The organism is Mycobacteriales bacterium (assembly GCA_040902655.1).
GTDB lineage: Bacteria > Actinomycetota > Actinomycetes > Mycobacteriales > SCTD01 > SCTD01.
On record JBBDWV010000028.1, the window covers coordinates 1,627 to 17,551 of the forward strand.

The following is a 15,925-nucleotide window of genomic DNA, read 5'->3' on the forward strand; positions in this document are numbered from 1 at the left end:
GCGCCCGAGGCGGGGAACAGCAGGTCTCTCACAGCAAGAAACGTACGTCCGTCCACCGACAAAATCAGAAGCCGAAAGCGGCTGCGGCGAAAGAGTTTCTCGTCGGGGCCGACCTACGTGGCTCACTCCTCCCGCAGGTCGGTGTGGAAGCGCAGCTGGCGCTGCACGCGCGGCCCGGTGTCCAGCCCGCGGACCATGCCGTCCGGCTCCCAGCCGGAGCTGGCCAGGAACGAGCGCGTCGCGGGGTCGCGCTCCCACGCCCAGGCGACCGCGCGGGTGAAACTGTCGCCGCGCCAGTGCTCGACGCTGGCCGCGACCAGCCGCGAGCCGTGCCCGCGCCGGCCCCAGCGCGGCTCGACCAGCAGCGTCATCAGCTCGACGGTCGTGCCATCCAGCTCTGGATCAGGCCCACTGGCCGCGAAGCCGACCAGCTCGTCGCGCTCCATGGCCACCAGCAGCCGGTGGCGGGGCGAGGGCGGCGACTCCACCGCACCGAGCCACAGGGCCGCCGCCTGCACCTCGGGCACGTCGAGCGCCTCGGCCGGCAGCAGGTCGCCGTACGCGGTGCGCCAGGTGCTGAGCTGGACCCGCGCGACCCGCTCGGCGTCCTCGGGTCGGGCGGGGCGCACGCTGACGTCGGCCACGCCGCAAGCCTAGGGTCGGCAGGACGACCACCCGGAGGAGCAGCATGGCGATCGCGACCATCAACCCCACGACCGGCAAGACGCTGCAGACGTTCGCGCCGCTGACGGACGCCGAGCTCGAGGACCGGCTGGCCCGCGCCGCTGCTGCCTTCGCCGCCTACCGCCGCACGTCGTACGACCAGCGCGCCGGCTGGATGCGCAACGCCGCCGATGTGCTGGACACCGACGCCGACGCGCTGGCCGAGCTGATGACGACCGAGATGGGCAAGACCGTCAAGGCCGCCAAGGCCGAGATCGGCAAGTGCGCGGCCGCCTGTCGGTACTACGCCGACTCCGCCGCCCGGATGCTCGCCGACGCGCCGGTCGACCCGGAGACGGTCAAGGCGACACGGGCGTACGTCCGGTGGCAGCCGCTCGGTCCGGTCCTCGCGGTGATGCCCTGGAACTTCCCGATGTGGCAGGCGATGCGCTTCGCGGCCCCGGCGCTGATGGCCGGCAACGTCGGGCTGCTCAAGCATGCCAGCAACGTCCCGCAGACTGCGCTGTGGATGGAGCAGCTGTTCCGGCGGGCGGGCTTTCCCGACGACGTCTTCCAGACGCTGCTCATCGGCAGCGACAAGGTCGAGCAGGTGATCCGGGACGAGCGGGTGGTGGCGGCCACCCTCACCGGCAGCACCCCCGCCGGTCGCTCGGTGGCGAGCATCTCCGGCGACGCGCTGAAGCCGACGGTGCTCGAGCTCGGCGGCAGCGACCCGTTCGTCGTCATGCCGTCGGCCGACCTGGAGAAGGCGGCTGAGGTGGCCGCCACCGCGCGCTGCCAGAACAACGGGCAGAGCTGCATCGCGGCCAAGCGCTTCATCGTGCATGCCGAGGTCGCGGAGCGCTTCCAGGAGCTGTTCGCCCAGGCGCTGTCGAAGCTGGTCGTCGGCGACCCGATGGACGACGGCACCGACGTCGGCCCGCTCGCGACCGAGCAGGGCCGCGCCGACGTGGTCGAGCTGGTGGAGGACGCCGTGAGCAAGGGCGCGACCGTCGCTCTCGGCGGCGACGTCCCGGACCGGCCCGGCTGGTTCTATCCCCCGACGCTGCTGACCGGCGTCAGGCCGGACATGCGGATGTTCCGCGAGGAGGTCTTCGGGCCGGTCGCCCAGCTGCATGTCGTCGGCGGGATCGACGAGGCGCTGGAGCTGGCCAACGACACCGAGTTCGGGCTGGGCAGCAACGCCTGGACCAACGACGCGCAGGAGCAGGAGCGGTTCGCCCGCGACCTGGAGGCCGGCATGGTGTTCATCAACGGGATGACCGCCTCCTACCCGCAGCTGCCGTTCGGCGGCGTCAAGGCCTCCGGCTTCGGCCGGGAGCTGTCCGACCTCGGGATCCGCGAGTTCTGCAACGCCAAGACGGTCTGGGTGGGCGAGTCGTCCTCCGTCGACACCGGCAGCGCCCGGCCCGAGTAGGGCTCAGCGCCTCGGCTGCGGCACGATGCCGGCGTGCCGCCCGCTGCGTCGTTGTCGCTGCTCACCGCGCGGCGCATCGCGCTGGCGGCGCAGGGCTTCGCCGACCCGCGCCCGGCCGGAGGCGTCGACCGCCGGCACCTCAGGCGCGTCGTCGGCCGCACCGGGCTGCTGCAGATCGACAGCGTCAACGTCTTCGAGCGGGCCCACCACCTGCCACTGTTCAGCCGGCTCGGCCCGTACGACCGCGAGCTGCTGGCGCGCGCGGCGTACGTCCACCGCGACCTGTTCGAGTACTGGGGGCACGAGGCGTCGCTGCTGCCGGTGGACACCCATCGGCTGCTGCGCTGGCGGATGGAGCGCGCCGCCGCCGGGGAGGAGGGCTGGGGCCGCACGGTGCGGATCCTGCGGGAGCGGCCGGACTTCGTCGCGCACGTGCTCCAGCGCATCGTCGAGGAGGGGCCCGCGACCGCCGGCGAGCTGCACGAGGGCGAGCGCCCGACCGGCCCTTGGTGGGACTGGTCGTTGACGAAAGTTGCCCTGGAGCATTTGTTCTGGGCCGGCCGGGTCACGACGTCGACCCGGCGCGGGTTCGAGCGGGTCTACGACGTGCCGGAGCGGGTGCTGCCGCCGCGGGTGCTGGCCGCGCCCACGCCGCCGCGGGAGGAGGCGCAGCGCGAGCTGGTACGGATCGCCGCCCGGGCGCACGGCGTCGCGACCGGGCGCGACCTGCGCGACTACTTCCGGCTCCGGGTCGACGAGGCCGCGGCGGCGGTGCGCTCGCTGGTCGAGGCGGGCGAGCTGCTCGCGGTGCAGGTCGAGGGGTGGCGCGGCCCGGCCTACTTGTGGCCCGGCAGCCGGGTGCCGCGCCGGGTGCGCGCCTCGGCCCTGCTGTCGCCGTTCGACCCGCTGGTCTGGGAGCGCAGCCGCACCTCCCGGCTGTTCGGCTTCGACTACCGGATCGAGATCTACGTGCCCGCGCCGAAGCGGGTGCACGGCTACTACGTCCTGCCGTTCCTGCACGACGAGGCACTGCGCGCGCGGGTCGATCTCAAGTCCGACCGCAGGGCCGGCGTCCTGCGGGTCCTCGCGTCGTGGCTCGAGCCGGGCAGCGATGCCGCGGACACCGCGGAGGCGCTGGCCGCAGAGCTGCGCGAAGCGGCCTGCTGGCAGGGCCTGACGGACGTCGTCGTCGAGCCGCTGGGTGACCTCGCGCCGGCGCTCGCCGCCGCCTGCAGATGACGGCGGGCCGCCCGCAGCGTGCTGCGGACGGCCCGGCCTTTCCTGGAGCTAGACGGGACCGACGTGGGTGACGCCCCCGACCTCCTCGGCGACGTCCTGGTCGCCGGGCCGGCGCGGGCCCAGCTCGACCAGGTACATCGCGCCGAGGACGAGCGCGCCACCGACGACCACCCGCGGGCCGAGCCGCTCGCCGCCGAACAGCACGGCGAACAGCGCCGCCCACACCGGCTCCATCGTCATGATGATCGCGGCTCGGGTCGCGGCCAGGTGCGCCTGCGCCCAGGTCTGGACGACCAGGGCGAGCGCGCCGGCCAGCAGCGCCATGAAGACCAGCGCGGACCAGTCGGCGCCGGTCTGCGGCAGCACGATCCCGCCGGGAGCGGCGGTCACCCCGCACACCGCCGTGATGGTCAGCAGCTGCACCACCGTCAGGCCCAGGGCGTTGTTGCCGGTGCTCCACACGCCCAGCCCGACGATGTGCGCGGCGTACAGCACGGCCGAGGCCAGGGTCAGCGCCTCTCCGCTCCCGATGGCGAGACCCTGCAGGGAGAGCGCCGCGAGCCCTGCCGTGGCCAGGGCGACCGCCACCCACACGATGCGCCCGATCCGGGCCCGCAGCAGCACCGCGCCGAGCAGCGGCGTGAACACGACGTACATGCCGGTGACGAAGCCGGAGACGGACGCCGCGGTCGTCTGCAGGCCGACCGTCTGCAGCAGCTGGGCGAGCCCGTAGACCAGGCCGAGCAGCACGCCGGAGCGGCGCTGGACCGGGGTCAGCCGGGCGACCGAGCGGGGTGCGAGCAACCAGACGGCGAGCGTGGCCAGCGCGAAGCGTGCAGCCAGGAAGTCGCTGACCGGCACCCGCTCGACGACGTCCTTGATCAGGAAGAAGGTGGAACCCCAGGCCGCCGTCACCCCCAGCAGGCCGACGGCGGCCAGCGTCGAGGAGGAGGTGCGACGGCGGACGCGGGCGGTCGTCGGCACGCGGTCGATGTCACCACACGAGCGGCACATCCCGGGCCGCTGGGCGGCGGGACGGGCGGCCCCGGCGGGTCGGGACCCGCACGGGCGCACCGGCGGCTAGCCTGACTCCCGGCCCGGCTTCCCCCGCCACCGAGGGCCTCGTCGTACGGAGAAGACGTGCCCGAGCTCGCCCCGCTGTCGGTCCAGGTCATCGGCTACACCCACTTCGAGCCGCCGGCCGGCGTGCCGTGGGAGACCGACGTCGACGGGGGGCAGGCGCTCGCCGAGTTCGCCGGGCGGGCCTGCTACCAGTCGTGGAACAAACCCAATCCGGCCACGGCGACCAACTCTGGCTACCTGCGGCACATCCTCGAGGTGGGCCACCTGTCGGTGCTCGAGCACGGCAGCGTGACCTTCTACCTCACCGGCATCTCCCGTTCGCTGACGCACGAGCTGATCCGGCACCGGCACTTCAGCTACAGCCAGCTGTCCCAGCGCTACGTCCCCGAGCGGGACGCCGCGATGGTGGAGCCGGCGGTCATCGCGGAGGACCCCGAGCTGCACGCGATGTTCGAGGAGGCCAGCGAGCAGGCCCTCGCGTCGTACACCAAGCTGCTCGAGGGGCTGGAGAAGAAGTTCGCCGACGTCGAGAACCTCACCAGCCGGCGCAAGCAGGCCCGGCAGGCGGCGCGGGCGGTGCTGCCCAACGCCACCGAGACCCGCATCGTGGTGACCGGCAACTACCGGGCGATGCGGCACTTCGTCGCGATGCGGGCGAGCGAACACGCCGACGTGGAGATCCGTGAGCTGGCCATCGCCATGTTGCGCGAGCTGCAGCGGGTGGCACCGAACGCCTTCGCCGACTTCGAGATCACCTCGCTGCCCGACGGCACCGAGGTCGCCTCCAGTCCGCTGGTCGGCGAGGGCTAGGTCCCGGACGGGAAGCCGGGCGGCGGCTGGTGGGTAACCTGACCGCATGACGCTGCCTTTCGCACCTTTCGGTCGGGTGCTGACGGCCATGGTCACGCCGTTCACGGCGGACGGCGCGCTCGACCTCGGCGGGGCCGCCGACCTGGCCCGCCATCTCGTCGACGCGGGCAACGAGGGGCTCGTCGTGTCCGGGACGACCGGCGAGTCGCCGACGACCAGCGATGCCGAGAAGAGCGATCTGCTGCGGGCGGTCGTCGACGCGGTCGGTGACCGCGCAGCCGTCCTCGCGGGCGTCGGTACCGCCGACACGCGGCACTCCGTCGAGCTGGCCCGGGCGGCCGGGAAGGCCGGTGCCAGCGGCCTGTTGCTCGTCACGCCCTACTACAACAGGCCTCCCCAGGCAGGCATCGTCGCCCACATGCAGGCCGTCGCGGGCGCCGGCGACCTGCCGGTGATGCTGTACGACATTCCCGGTCGCAGTGCCATGGCGCTGGAGACGTCCACGATCGTCCAACTGGCGGCCCATCCGCAGATCGTGGCGCTCAAGGACGCCAAGCTGGACCTCGAGGCCACCTCCTGGGTGCTGCGGGAGACCGACCTGGCCTACTACTGCGGGCATGACCCGTGGGTGCTGCCGCTGCTCGCGGTCGGCGCGGCCGGCGTCGTCGGCACCAGTACGCACTTCACCGCCGGTGGCACGCGCCGGCTGGTCGACGCCTTCCTGGCCGGCGACGTCGACGGCGCCCGGGCTCAGCACAGGACGCTGCTGCCGGCCTACTCCGGCATCTTCCGCACCCAGGGCACGATCCTGGTCAAGGCGGGCCTGCGGCGGCGGGGACTGCCGGGCGGGCCGGTCCGGTTGCCCCTCGTCGATGCGACCGACGAGCAGCTGGCGGCGCTGGAGTGCGACTTCGCCCTCGCCGGCATCGCGCTGACGGCGCAGGCCGCATGAGCCACCCGCACCCCGAGCTCGGGCCTCCGCCGACGATGCCGGCCGGCGCGCTGCGGGTCGTCGCCCTCGGCGGCCTCGGCGAGATCGGCCGCAACATGACCGTCTTCGAGCACGCCGGGCGGTTGCTGATCGTCGACTGCGGTGTGCTGTTCCCCGAGGTGGACCAGCCGGGCATCGACCTGATCCTGCCGGACTTCTCCTACATCCGGGACCGGCTGGACGACGTCGAGGCGGTCGTCCTGACGCACGGGCACGAGGACCACCTCGGCGCGGTGCCCTACCTGTTGCGGGAGCGTCGCGACCTGCCGATCTTGGGCAGCCGCTTCACGCTGGCGCTGCTGGCCGCGAAGCTGCGCGAGCACCGCATCGAGCCGGTGCTGCGGCCGGTTGCCGAGGAGCAGACGGTGACCCTGGGGCCGTTCGGGCTCGAGTTCTTCGCGGTCAACCATTCGATCCCCGACGGGCTCGCCGTCGCGATCCGCACCGGGGCCGGGCTGGTCCTGCACACCGGTGACTTCAAGATGGACCAGCTGCCGCTGGACGGCCGGTTGACCGACCTCGGCGGTTTCGCGCGGCTCGGCCGCGAGGGTGTGGACCTGCTGCTGTCGGACTCGACGAACGCCGAGGTGCCCGGCTTCGTCACCCCCGAACGGGAGATCGGCCCGGTGGTCGACGAGGTGATGCGCACCTCGTCGGGCCGGGTCATCGTGGCCTGCTTCGCCTCGCACGTGCACCGCGTCCAGCAGGTGCTCGACGCCGCCGCCGCGCACGGTCGGTCGGTCGCCTTCGTCGGCCGCTCGATGGTGCGCAACATGGGTGTCGCCCGCGACCTGGGCTACCTGCGGGTACCGCCCGGCCTGATGATCGACCTGAAGGACGTCGAGCACCTGCCGGCGAGCAAGGTCGTGCTGGTCTCCACCGGGTCGCAGGGCGAGCCGCTGTCGGCGCTGTCCCGGATGGCCAACCGCAGCCACCACCAGATCCGGATCGCGGCCGCCGACACCGTCGTGCTCGCCTCGTCGCTGATCCCCGGCAACGAGAACGCCGTCTACCGGGTCATCAACGGGCTGTCCCGCTGGGGCGCCCGCGTGGTGCACAAGGGCGTGGCCAAGGTGCACGTCTCCGGGCACGCCCCCGCCGGCGAGCTGCTCTACCTGCTGAACGCCACCAAGCCCAGCAACCTCATGCCGGTGCACGGTGAGTGGCGTCACCTGCGGGCGCACGCCGAGCTGGCCCGGCTGACGGGCGTCCCCGAGGAGCGCATCGTGCTGGCCGAGGACGGGGTCGTGGTCGACCTCGTGGACGGCAAGGCCTCCATCGTGGGCGCCGTGCCGTGCGGCTACGTCTACGTCGACGGTCTCGAGGTCGGCGACGTCGGCGAGAGCACGCTCAAGGACCGCCGCATCCTCGGCGACGAGGGCTTCATCTCGGTGACGCTCGCGGTCGACAGCGTCACCGGCAAGATCGCCGGCGGTCCGGACATCTCCGCGCGCGGCTTCACCGACGACCGGGCGGCCTTCGATCCGGTGCGCGCGCTGATCGAGGACGAGCTGGACCGCTCCGCCGGCGAGGGCGTGGCCGACGCGCACGAGATCGCGCAGAGCGTCCGCCGGATCGTCGGCCGCTGGGTCAGCGACACCTACCGGCGGCGCCCGATGATCGTCCCGGTCGTCATCGAGGTCTGACGGAACAGGCTGCTGCGACCGCGCCGATCCTCGGCCGCTCCGGCGTGTCAGGACCTGTGACAGGTGTGACGGGTGGTAGCGGGCGGTAGCGTCCCGCCATGGCCAGCCGCTCGTCCACGCAGACCCGCCCGCGCACCGGGAGCAGGCCGGCGGCGCGCAAGGCGCCCGGCCGCGCGGCGCCGGCCCGCAAGCCCGCGCAGCAGCGCCGGCCGCCGGCCAGGCGCGGCCCGGGGCTGGTCGCGCGCACCGCGTACGGCATCGGCCTGCTGGTCCGCGCTGCCTTCCGGCTCGTCGTCGGCCTGTTCACGCTGAGCGCACACGCCGTCGGCGGCGTCAGCCGCGCCGCCGGCACCGGCGCCCGCGAGATCGACCCGGCGCACCGGCGCGACGGGCTCGGCCTGCTGCTGCTGGCCGGCGCACTGGTCGCCGCGGGTGGCGCCTGGTGGCACGCCGGGGGTGCCGGGGAGAGCGTCGACGAGCTGCTCACCGTGTTCCTCGGCAAGGGTGCGCTGCTGCTGCCCGTGCTGCTCGCGCTCGGCGCCTGGCGGGTTCTGCGGCACCCGCAGAGCCGGGGCGGGCGGGGCCGGCTGGCCATCGGCTGGGCCGCCCTGGCGCTCGGCGCCCTCGGCATCCTGCACGTCGTCCGGGACGGCGCCCCCGGTGACGAGAAGGGCGGCCTGGTCGGCTTCCTGCTGGGCGATCCGTTGCAGCAGGGCCTCACCGGCTGGCTCGCGGTGCCCCTGCTCACGTTGCTCTCCCTCTTCGGGCTGCTCGTCGTGACGGCCACGCCGCTGCACCAGGTTCCCGAGGGGCTGAAGGCGCTTCGGGACACCCTCCTGCGCCGCAGCCCGGCGCAGGATCCGGCCGCAGCAGAGCCGTCCCCGCCGCTGGAGCCGCTGCGCCGCAGAGGACCGCGCCGCCGGGTCGGCTCGCTGGCCGAGCAGGGCAACCCCGAGGACGCCTCGCCCGTCGTCGTCGAGCCGGTGGCGCTCGCGCCTGATCCCGAGCCGGCTCCGGAGGCCGCCCCTGGTCCGCGGCCGTTCGCCCCGCTGCCCACGACCGCCGAGCAGCTGCAGCTGGCCCCCCTCGAGGGCGGCTACCAGCTGCCGCCGCCGGACATCCTGGCCGCCGGGACGCCGCCGAAGAAGCGCAGCGCGGTCAACGACGAGGTCATCGCCGCCCTCACCGGTGTGCTCGAGGACTTCCAGGTCGACGCGCGGGTCACCGGCTTCAGCCGCGGCCCCACCGTCACCCGCTACGAGGTCGAGCTGGGCCCGGCGGTCAAGGTCGAGCGGATCATCCAGCTGTCCCGCAACATCGCCTACGCCGTGAAGTCCCCGGACGTGCGGATCCTGTCGCCGATCCCGGGCAAGAGCGCGGTCGGCATCGAGATCCCCAACACAGACCGGGAGAACGTCAGCCTCGGCGACATCCTGCGCAGCAACGTCGCCACCAGCGACCACCATCCGATGCTCGTCGCGCTCGGCAAGGACATCGAGGGCGGTTACGTCTGCGCCAACATCGCCAAGACCCCGCACATCCTCATCGCCGGTGCGACCGGCGCCGGCAAGTCGGTCTGCATCAACTCGCTGCTCGTCAGCGTGCTGACCCGCGCCACCCCCGACGAGGTCCGCATGGTGCTGGTCGACCCCAAGCGGGTCGAGCTGACGGCGTACGAAGGAATCCCGCACCTCATCACGCCGATCATCACCAACCCCAAGAAGGCAGCGGAGGCGCTGCAGTGGGTCGTGCGCGAGATGGACATGCGCTACGACGATCTGGCCGCCTCCGGCTTCCGGCACGTCGACGACTTCAACCGGGCCGTACGCGCAGGTGAGCTCGTGGCGCCGCCGGGCAGCGAGCGGGTCTACCAGCCGTACCCCTACCTCATGGTGATCATCGACGAGCTGGCCGACCTGATGATGGTGGCGCCGCGCGACGTCGAGGACTCGATCGTGCGCATCACCCAGCTGGCCCGCGCCGCCGGCATCCACCTGGTCATCGCCACCCAGCGGCCCAGCGTCGACGTCGTCACCGGCCTGATCAAGGCCAACGTCCCCTCGCGGCTGGCCTTCGCGACCTCCAGCGGCACCGACTCCAAGGTCATCCTCGACCAGCCCGGTGCGGAGAAGCTGATCGGCAAGGGCGACAGCCTGTTCCTGCCGATGGGCGCCAGCAAGCCGATGCGGATCCAGGGGGCGCTGGTCACCGACGCCGAGGTCGCGGCGGTCGTGCGGCACTGCAAGGAGCAGCGCCAGCCGGCCTTCCGCGAGGACGTCGTCGCGACCCCCGAGAGCAGGCGCGAGGTCGACGAGGAGATCGGCGACGACCTCGACGTGCTCTGCCAGGCGGTGGAGCTGGTGGTCACCACGCAGTTCGGCTCCACCTCGATGCTGCAGCGCAAGCTGCGGGTCGGCTTCGCCAAGGCGGGGCGGCTGATGGACCTGATGGAGAGCCGCGGCATCGTCGGGCCGTCCGAGGGCAGCAAGGCGCGCGACGTGCTGATCCGTCCGGACGAGCTGGACAGCGTGCTCGTCGTGCTGCGCGGCGGCGACCCGGTCGAGGTCTGAGCCCGCGGCGGGTGCTGTGCCGATCCGGCCGGGTCAGCGGCAGCAGCCCGGCCGTAGACTCGCCGGATGACCGCTCCGCGCCGCGTCTCGCTGGTGACGCTGGGCTGCGCCCGTAACGAGGTCGACTCCGAGGAGCTGGCCGGCCGGCTCGACGCGGCCGGGTGGGAGCTGTCCGACCAGGCCCCGGACGTCGTCGTGGTCAACACCTGCGGCTTCGTCGAGAGTGCCAAGAAGGACTCGATCGACACGCTGCTCGCCGCCTCCGACACCGGGGCGAAGGTCGTCGCCGTCGGCTGTCTGGCCGAGCGGTACGGCGAACAGCTCGCCGAACAGCTGCCCGAGGCGGATGCGGTGCTGGGCTTCGACGCCTACACGGCGCTGCCCGATTCGCTCGGGGCGGTCCTGCGCGGGGAGGCCGTCGCCAGCCACACCCCCGGCGACCGCCGCACGCTGCTGCCGATCAGCCCGGTCGAGCGGGCGAGGGCCGTCGAGCCGGGGGTGATCGACATCGGCCTGCCCGGCCACGCGGGCGGGCCGACCGTCCTGCGCCGCCGGCTGGACGACAGCCCGGTCGCGCCGCTGAAGCTGGCCTCCGGCTGCGACCGCCGCTGCGCGTTCTGCGCCATCCCGAGCTTTCGCGGCTCGTTCGTCTCCCGGCGGCCCTCCGACGTGCTCGCCGAGGCGCGCTGGCTGGCCGGGCACGGCGTCCGCGAGCTCGTGCTGGTGAGCGAGAACTCCACGTCCTACGGCAAGGATCTCGGTGACCTGCGGCTGCTCGAGACGCTGCTCCCCGAGCTGGCGGCGCTGGACGGCGTCGAGCGGGTGCGGCTGTCCTACCTGCAGCCGGCGGAGATGCGGCCGGGTCTGGTCGAGGTGCTGACCGGCACGCCGGGCGTCGCGCCGTACTTCGACATGAGCTTCCAGCACGCCTCGCCGTCGGTGCTGCGCCGGATGCGCCGCTTCGGCAGCACCGAGACGTTCCTGGCGCTGCTGGAGCAGATCCGGGCCGGCGACCCGGCCGCCGCCGTCCGCAGCAACGTCATCGTCGGCTTTCCCGGCGAGACCGAGGACGACGTCGCGGAGCTCGAGCGGTTCCTGGTCGCGGCCCGGCTCGATGCGGTCGGCGTCTTCGGCTACTCCGACGAGGACGGCACCGAGGCCGAGTCGCTGCCGGACCACCTGCCGCAGGAGGTCATCGATGCCCGCGTCACCCGGCTGACCCGCCTGGTCGAGGAGCTGACCAGCCAGCGGGCGGAGGAGCGCGTGGGGGAGGTGGTCGAGGTGCTCGTGGAGTCCGTCGGCGACGGCGTCGTCGAGGGCCGCACCGCCGGCCAGGCGCCGGAGGTGGACGGCGCGACGACGCTGACCGGTCCGGGCCTTGACCGGTTGGCCGTGGGCGACCTCGTGCGCGTCCGGGTCGCCCGCAGCGAGGGCGTCGATCTGGTCGCCGAGCTGGCCGAGCTGCACAGCCCCGCGCTGGCGTGATCGGCCCTGATCCCGTGGCGGCCGCCGCGCCGGTCAGCCCGTGGAACCTGGCGAACTACCTCACCGTCCTGCGCCTGCTGCTCGTCCCGGTCTTCCTCGCCGTGCTGTTCGCGCGCGGCGGTCAGGACGCCGGGTTACGGCTGATTGCCGCCGCGGTCTTCGTCCTCGCTGCGCTGACCGACCGCATCGACGGCCAGATCGCCCGCAGCCGTGGGCTGGTCACCTCCTTCGGCAAGCTGATGGACCCGATCGCCGACAAGGCGCTGATCGGTGCGGCGCTGATCGGGCTGTCGCTGCTCGGCGAGCTGCCGTGGTGGGTGACGGTGCTGGTCCTCGTGCGGGAGATCGGCGTGACGCTGCTGCGGCTGGTCGTGCTGCGCCACGGCGTCCTGCCTTCCGGCCGCGGCGGCAAGCTCAAGACGGCGCTCCAGGGCGTGGCTCTCACGCTCTACCTGCTGCCGCTGAGCGGTGTCCTGCACACCGGGGCCGGCGTCCTGATGGCGGTTGCGGTGCTGCTGACCGTCGTCACCGGCGTCGAGATCGTGGTCCGGGCCCTGGTGCTGCGGGCCACCTCCGAGCGGGCCGAGACGAAGCGGCGACGCCGCGCGTGAGGTCTGCCGTCGTCGCGGTGGGTGACGAGCTGCTGCTCGGCGACATCGTCAACGGCAACGCGGCCTGGCTCGGTGCCGAGCTGGCCGCCGTCGGTGCGCCCGTCGTGCACTCCTCGATGGTCGGGGACGACGCGACCCGCATCGTCACGGCGGTACGACGGGCCCTCGAGGACGCCGACGTCGTGGTCGTCACCGGCGGCCTGGGGCCGACCGTCGACGACCTCACCCGGCACGCGGTCGCCGAGGTCGCGGGCGTGCCGCTGGATCGGCAGGCCCACCTCGAGGAGCGGCTGCGGGGTCAGTTCGCGGCCTACGGCTACGACCTGCCGGACGCGGCCCTGCAGCAGGCCGACCTGCCGCGGGGCGCGACCGCGCTGGAGAACCCGGTCGGCACCGCCCCCGGGCTGCGGGTGGAGCTGGGGGACCGGCTGGTCTTCGCCCTGCCCGGCCCGCCGCACGAGCTGGCCGCGGTCATGAGTGGCGGGGTGCTCGCCGAGATCGCCGCCCGCAGCGGCCAGGTGGTGCTGACCCGGACGTTGCACTGCGCCGGGCTCGGCGAGAGCGCCGTCGCCGGTCTGGTCGATGCGGCCGTTCCCGTGCCCGCCGGAGTCGCGCTGGCCTACCTCGCCGCAGGCGGCATCGTGCGGGTCCGCCTGACGACGGCTGCGGCCGGTGCGGCGGAGGCCGACCGGGTCCTGCACCCGCTGGTGGAGGCCGCCCGCGAGGTCCTGGGTGACAGCGTGTTCGGCCACGACGCCGACAACCTCGCGGCGGTCGTCGTCCGGCGGCTCGCGGCGGCCGGCGCCACCCTGGCCGTGGCCGAATCGCTGACCGCCGGGCTGCTGGGCGCGGCCGTGACGGAGATCCCCGGCAGCAGCGCGGTCTTCCGCGGCGGGGTGCAGGTCTATGCGAGCGACCTCAAGGTGAGCCTGGCCGGTGTGCCGGAGCAGGTGCTCGCCGCGCACGGCGCGGTCTCCTCGCCGACCGCCGCCGCCCTGGCCGACGGTGTCCGCGCGCGGCTCGGTGCGACGTACGGCCTGGGGCTCACCGGCGTGGCCGGGCCGGACCTGCAGGAGGGGCAGCCGGCCGGGACGCTGCACGTCGGCCTGTCCGGGCCGGCCGGCACGACGATCCGCTCGCTGCGCGTGCCGGGGGACCGGTCCAGGGTCCGGCTGCTGGCGGTGACCGCCGCCCTGGACCTGCTGCGGCGGGCGCTCCCGGCGGAATCCGGCGGCGGCTGAGCGGGTTCTTACGCTGGCAGCGGACGCAGGCGCATCCGCACAGCTCTCGCTGGGCAGGACGGCGGCGAGTAACGTGGCGGCGGACGAGGAGGTGGGAACGTGGCGGTGCTCCGCACCCTGCTGGGCGAGGCCCTGCGCACCAGTCGACTGAGCCAGGAGCGCACCCTGCGCGAGGTCTCCTCGGCGGCGCGGGTCAGCCTGGGCTACCTCTCGGAGGTCGAGCGCGGACAGAAGGAGGCCTCCTCGGAGCTGCTGGCCAGCATCTGCCGTGCGCTGGGCGTCCGGCTGTCCGATGTCCTGCGCGAGGTCAGCGAGAGCCTGTCGGTGCTGGAGCCCGAGCCGGCGCCCGGCCCGCAGACCCTCCCCGCCCGGCTGCCGGCGCTGGAGCCGGTCGGTGCGCACGGCCCGCCCGTGCCGCGGCGCGCCGGCGTGCCCGCGGTGCACGACGTGGTCGCCGCTGCCTGAGGCGGCCGGGCTGCCAGACTGCGCACCAGGTAGTACGAGCGAACAGGAGCACCGAGATGGCCAACCCCTTCGTCAAGGGCTGGAAGTACCTGATGGCGCTGCTGTCCGGGAAGCTGGACGAGTACAGCGATCCCAAGATCCAGATCCAGCAGGCGATCGAGGAGGCCCAGCGGTCGCATCAGCAGCTGACACAGCAGGCGGCGGCCGTCATCGGCAACCAGCGCCAGCTGGAGATGAAGCTGGCCCGCCAGATGAGCGAGGTCGAGAAGCTGCAGGGCTCCGCGCGCCAGGCGCTCGTGCTGGCCGACCAGTCCCGCGCCGCGGGCGACGAGGCCAAGGCACAGCAGTACGAGCAGACCGCCAACACCTTCGCCACCCAGCTGGTCGCCGGGGAGCAGTCGATGGAGGACCTGAAGAGCCTGCACGACCAGGCGCTGCGGGCCGCGGAGCAGGCCAAGACGGCCGTCGAGCAGAACGCCCAGCACGTCCAGCAGAAGCTGGCCGAGCGCAGCCAGCTGCTCACCCAGCTCGAGCAGGCCAAGATGCAGGAGCAGGTCTCGGCCAGCCTGTCCTCGATGTCGGAGCTGTCCGCGCCGGGCAGCACGCCGAACCTCAACGAGGTGCGCGACAAGATCGAGGCGCGCTACGCCAAGGCCCTCGGCACCGCCGAGCTCGCCCAGAACAGCGTCGAAGGGCGGATGCGCGAGGTGCAGACCTCCTCGCTGGAGATGGCGGGTGCCTCACGGCTGGACCAGATCCGCGCCAGCATGGCCGGTCACCAGCTCAGCGCCCCGCCGGCCGCCTCCCCGTCGCTGACCAGCGGGACGCCCACCGCCGCACCGGCCGACAGCGGGACGCCCAGCATCGCACCGGCCACCGAGGCCGACCCCGACAAGGCCCCCTAGAGCGCCGTGCTCCCGGGAGCCGGCGACCGGCAGCTGGCCTGGCGGCTGTCGCGTCGTGCGCGGGTCGCCTCGCGGGCGCAGGCTCGCACCGAGGCGGCCCTCGCCCGGGCCGCGCAGCGGCGCGAGCGCCGGCGGGACAAGGCCCGCGCTGCGCTGCCGAAGCAGGCGGCCGCCTTCGCGGTGCTCGGGCTGGCCAGCATTGCGCTCGACGGGGGGCCGCAGGCGCTCGTGGGCGGCGTCGCGTTCTTCTCCGGTCTGGCCGCCGCGCGGTCCTTCAGCATCCTGTACAGCCCGGAGCCGCTGCTGTTCCGGGCGCTGCCGGCGGCCACGGCCCCCGCTGCGCCCGTACCGCTGCCGCCGGCGGTGGGGAGTGTGGCGTTCCCCTTCGTCCGCCGGCTGGAGGTCGTCCGCGAGGAGCTGCGCCGGCTGGTGCCGCTCGTCTCGCCCGCCGGTCGGGAGGCCGCCGAGGAGGCGTGGCAGGCCGCGGCCGAGGCCGACACCGCGCTGCGCTGGCAGGCGGTGCGGCTGGCCGCCGTCGAGCCGCACCGCGGCGCCGACCCGGCGCTGCTGCGTGCCCTCGAGGAGGGCGTGGGCTGCCAGGAACGGCTGGTGACCGCGGTCGCCGACCTGGTCGCCGCCAGCGCGGACCCGCTCGCGACCAGCCGGCTCCAGGAGGCCGCCGACCGGCTGCACGGGCTGGCGCAGGGCCTGCGCGAGGTGTCCTGACCCGGCGCGCCGGAAGTGCGCGGACGTTTTCCGTCCGCCGGCTGCCGGGCAG

At 73.8% G+C, this 15,925-nt stretch carries 14 protein-coding genes; 12 read left to right on the forward strand and 2 right to left on the reverse strand.

What is annotated here, in order from left to right; genetic code table 11:
- Nucleotides 1–122: 122 nt before the first annotated feature.
- Nucleotides 123–644 (reverse strand): GNAT family N-acetyltransferase, encoded by a 522-nt coding sequence (locus WD794_08580; GenBank protein ID MEX2290365.1) that lies wholly within the window; start codon nt 642–644, stop codon nt 123–125.
- 44 nt (nt 645–688) lie between these two features.
- Here WD794_08580 and WD794_08585 point away from each other — a divergent pair, with 44 nt between their 5' ends.
- Together WD794_08585 and WD794_08590 are read left to right on the forward strand one after the other, a co-directional pair.
- Nucleotides 689–2,101, forward strand: a complete 1,413-nt coding sequence (locus WD794_08585) for an NADP-dependent succinic semialdehyde dehydrogenase (GenBank protein MEX2290366.1) — start codon at nt 689–691, stop codon at nt 2,099–2,101.
- 33 nt (nt 2,102–2,134) lie between these two features.
- On the forward strand, nt 2,135–3,340 hold the full coding sequence (locus tag WD794_08590) for a crosslink repair DNA glycosylase YcaQ family protein (GenBank protein ID MEX2290367.1): 1,206 nt from the start codon (nt 2,135–2,137) through the stop codon (nt 3,338–3,340).
- A 48-nt stretch (nt 3,341–3,388) separates the two neighbouring features.
- On the opposite strand, the gene WD794_08595 is transcribed toward WD794_08590, so the two are convergent.
- Complete coding sequence (locus WD794_08595) at nt 3,389–4,324, reverse strand: DMT family transporter (GenBank protein ID MEX2290368.1); 936 nt, start codon at nt 4,322–4,324, stop codon at nt 3,389–3,391.
- 156 nt (nt 4,325–4,480) lie between these two features.
- Between WD794_08595 and thyX the strand changes: the two genes are divergently transcribed.
- The 10 genes from thyX (at nt 4,481) to WD794_08645 (ending at nt 15,873) form a co-directional block, all read left to right on the forward strand.
- The gene (gene thyX, locus WD794_08600; GenBank protein ID MEX2290369.1) at nt 4,481–5,233 is read left to right on the forward strand and encodes an FAD-dependent thymidylate synthase; all 753 of its coding nucleotides are present in this window, start codon (nt 4,481–4,483) and stop codon (nt 5,231–5,233) included.
- 46 nt (nt 5,234–5,279) lie between these two features.
- Entirely contained in the window at nt 5,280–6,185 is a 906-nt protein-coding gene (gene dapA / locus WD794_08605; protein MEX2290370.1) for a 4-hydroxy-tetrahydrodipicolinate synthase, read from the forward strand.
- The gene (locus WD794_08610; GenBank protein MEX2290371.1) at nt 6,182–7,870 is read left to right on the forward strand and encodes a ribonuclease J; all 1,689 of its coding nucleotides are present in this window, start codon (nt 6,182–6,184) and stop codon (nt 7,868–7,870) included. Before dapA ends, WD794_08610 begins: the two co-directional genes overlap by 4 nt.
- Nucleotides 7,871–7,968: 98 nt before the next feature.
- Nucleotides 7,969–10,440, forward strand: a complete 2,472-nt coding sequence (locus WD794_08615; protein ID MEX2290372.1) for a DNA translocase FtsK — start codon at nt 7,969–7,971, stop codon at nt 10,438–10,440.
- A gap of 66 nt (nt 10,441–10,506) precedes the next feature.
- Entirely contained in the window at nt 10,507–11,925 is a 1,419-nt protein-coding gene (gene rimO, locus WD794_08620; GenBank protein ID MEX2290373.1) for a 30S ribosomal protein S12 methylthiotransferase RimO, read from the forward strand.
- Between the two features lie 14 nt (nt 11,926–11,939).
- Nucleotides 11,940–12,536 (forward strand): CDP-diacylglycerol--glycerol-3-phosphate 3-phosphatidyltransferase, encoded by a 597-nt coding sequence (pgsA, locus tag WD794_08625; GenBank protein ID MEX2290374.1) that lies wholly within the window; start codon nt 11,940–11,942, stop codon nt 12,534–12,536.
- Entirely contained in the window at nt 12,533–13,777 is a 1,245-nt protein-coding gene (locus WD794_08630; protein MEX2290375.1) for a competence/damage-inducible protein A, read from the forward strand. Before pgsA ends, WD794_08630 begins: the two co-directional genes overlap by 4 nt.
- A gap of 99 nt (nt 13,778–13,876) precedes the next feature.
- Nucleotides 13,877–14,242, forward strand: coding sequence for a helix-turn-helix transcriptional regulator (locus WD794_08635; protein MEX2290376.1), 366 nt, complete (start codon nt 13,877–13,879; stop codon nt 14,240–14,242).
- Nucleotides 14,243–14,298: 56 nt separating this feature from the next.
- Complete coding sequence (locus tag WD794_08640) at nt 14,299–15,147, forward strand: PspA/IM30 family protein (protein ID MEX2290377.1); 849 nt, start codon at nt 14,299–14,301, stop codon at nt 15,145–15,147.
- A 6-nt stretch (nt 15,148–15,153) separates the two neighbouring features.
- Nucleotides 15,154–15,873 (forward strand): hypothetical protein, encoded by a 720-nt coding sequence (locus tag WD794_08645; protein ID MEX2290378.1) that lies wholly within the window; start codon nt 15,154–15,156, stop codon nt 15,871–15,873.
- Nucleotides 15,874–15,925 lie beyond the last annotated feature (52 nt).